This window comes from Catenovulum agarivorans YM01, assembly GCF_000281085.1.
Classification (GTDB): Bacteria; Pseudomonadota; Gammaproteobacteria; order Enterobacterales; family Alteromonadaceae; genus Catenovulum; species Catenovulum agarivorans.
The window spans coordinates 1-2,875 of the sequence record NZ_AJWM01000116.1; the positions used below are offsets into that span (position 1 = coordinate 1).

Annotated in this window: 2 protein-coding genes; both read left to right on the plus strand. The window is 41.1% G+C overall.

All coding sequences use genetic code 11. From position 1 onward, the window contains the following. On the plus strand, positions 1-615 hold a 615-nt coding region (locus tag WSC_RS0102485), incomplete at its 5' end, for a helix-turn-helix domain-containing protein (RefSeq protein ID WP_016954330.1). 171 nt (positions 616-786) lie between these two features. Beyond that, a complete protein-coding gene (locus WSC_RS0102490; protein WP_016954331.1) occupies positions 787-2,424 on the plus strand; it encodes a family 43 glycosylhydrolase in 1,638 nt (545 codons plus the stop codon). Positions 2,425-2,875: the final 451 nt, after the last annotated feature.

A 2,875-nucleotide genomic window follows, 5' to 3' on the forward strand; every position in this document is an offset into this window, starting at 1 on the left:
TGTGAGTTATTCTACTCACTTAATGAGGTGTCCAAAACTATTGGATCAGATCATACAAAACAAAGCCCGCGTGATACAAACTCTCGAGTGCAAATAAATCAATTAGAGCTGTCTGGCGATATTTGGTCATATCTTTATATACTTGCTGTTGTTTTACCTTTGCTGATCCTTGTTTACACTTATTGGTTGTTTAAGAACTATACCAAAGCATTAACCAAGGAGCTTAAAGATAAAATACTACAAGAGCGCCCTTTTGTTGCCTACCAGCAATTAGAGATCACCAGCCACACAGAAAAAGACAAACAAGCTTTGTTTAATTATATCGCCACGCATTATACAAACTGTGAACTCAATCTAGAGTTAGTATGCACACAAACAGGGTTAAACCGCGGCAAAGTAAATGAGCTTTTAAAAGATGAATTAGGTTTAACTTTTACCGGTTATTTGAATAAAGTTCGTTTAACTGAAGCAGCCAGATTATTAACCAACAAAGTGGATGCTAACGTTGCAGAAATTGCCTTTGCCGTTGGTTATAAAAACGTCTCTTACTTTAATAAATTATTTAAAGAAGAGTACGCCTGTACACCAAAATCTTTTAAAAGCTATATGCGTTAGTGCCTGCTATAGAAAATTCTGCATTAAAACTAACACTTTTAGATAATTTTTACTTTAGCTGCTTTGCAGAATAACGGTCAGTTATTCATTACGGTATTTTCTCTTAACGCTTAACGCTGACTCCTTATAACTAACCTAAGCCCGGGATAACTAAGCACTAAGAGAAATCACATGACTAATATAGATAAAAGAACTTTATTAAAATCTGTTGTCGCATCGAGTTTAATATCACCTATCAGCGCATTTGCAGCGCCAGCATCAAAAGGTTGTGACAATACAGCAGCTAAAACAAACCTCCCAAGCTGGCCGAAAGGTCTTGAAGGTCAGCGCCAAGCAGATTTGGGCAATGGGTATTACTTAAACCCTATTATGCCGGGTGACTACCCAGATCCGACAGTTTTAAAAGATGGTGACGATTATTACATGACGTTTTCATCGTTTGATAACTACCCTGGCATTGTTATCTGGCATTCAAAAGACTTAGTCAACTGGACGCCAATAGGCCCTGCTTTGCATACCAACATAGGCACAGTATGGGCACTGGATATTTGTAAACACCAAGATAGATATTACATCTACATACCGGCCGCTCCTGCGGGCAAACCTTGGGGAACTTATGTTATTTGGGCGGATAATATTGCAGGCCCTTGGAGTGAGCCAATTAACCTACATATAGATGGTTGTATCGATCCTGGCCATGCCGTAGGCGAAGATGGCAAACGCTATTTATTTGTAAACGGCATTAGAAAAATAAAACTCAAAGACAATGGATTAGCAACAGATGGCCAAGTTGAACCTGCCTATCAACCTTGGGTTTATCCAGATCATTGGATAACCGAAAACTTTGCCCCAGAAGGGCCTAAAATAACGCGTTATAAAGACTATTTTTATTTAGTCACAGCAGTTGGTGGCACTGCAGGCCCAGTGACTGGCCATATGGTAATCGCCGCGCGGGCTAAATCCATCCATGGCCCTTGGGAGCATTGCCCACGCAATCCGTTAGTGCGCAGTCAGTCAACCGAAGAGCCTTGGTGGTCACGCGGGCATGCAACTTTAATTGAAGGGCCAAATAAAGATTGGTGGATGATTTATCATGGTTATGAAAATAGTTTTAGAACTTTGGGCAGACAAACCTTATTAGAGCCAATTGAATGGACTGAAGATGGCTGGTTTAAAGCTAAAGGGGGTGACCTATCACAACCAATGAAAAAGCCGGCCAATATTAATGGCGTTAAAAATGGATTGGCTCGCTCAGATGATTTTTCAACTAATAAGTTTGGTTTGCAATGGGCTTTTCATAAACCAAGCAACAAGGAACTTGAACGCATAAATTATAGCCGCTTCAATTCCAGCTCGGCTTTGAGCTTGGTTGCAGCGGGCACCAACCCGAGTAATTCGTCACCTATAGTTTGTAACGCGATAGATAGAAGTTATCAAGTTGAAGTTTCTATGACGCTTGAGGATAAAGCCGAAGCCGGTTTATTGTTATTTTATAACCATAAAGCTTTTGTAGGCATGGGCGCTGATGGTAACTCGATTAAGAGTTTTCAATATGCGGAAGAGCATCCGTGGGCGCGAATTCCAAACAAATCTAAGCAACTTAAAATGCGTTTAACCAATGATAACAATGTAATTACTTACCATTATTCAACAGATAATGGCGCTAGTTGGCAGCGTCATCCAACTAGAATGGAGGTGGCTGGTATTAACCACAATGTATTTGGTGGCTTTTTAAGTTTACGTATTGGTTTGTATTGCTGTGGTCAGGGTCGTGCGATTTTGCAAGATTTTAAATATCGCGCATTGTAGGTATATCTTGCTTAGGAGCCGCCACAAAGATAGCGCCGCTAAAAACTTTGGCGAATGGTCGCCTACTGGAAGCATGATTTTCTAAAAGCGCTGTTCGCCAGTCCCTGGCCGCTCACATAAGATATCCCTATCTTATGAAGTTTTAGAAAACCAGCATTCCAGTCGGCTCTGTCATACTAGGGTGTCGCTAAACCTCGTGGCGCTATCTTTTTTTGAGTACCTTTGTATACGGCACAATTTCTGTAGTGCCGATAGTGCTTACGTGAACTGGAATCCGGGAAAGTGCTAGAGCAATGACTTAGAGCAAAGTCTCTTTTTCAGGGATGAAAAAGCGAAGCGTACATGGAAGTGTTTACAGCAACGCTATGTTAGGAAAGGTGGTGGTGATTGTTTTTCGCAAAACTTCCAATCGGTAGGGATACCGTTTGAGAGCGGGCCATGGATAATGGAA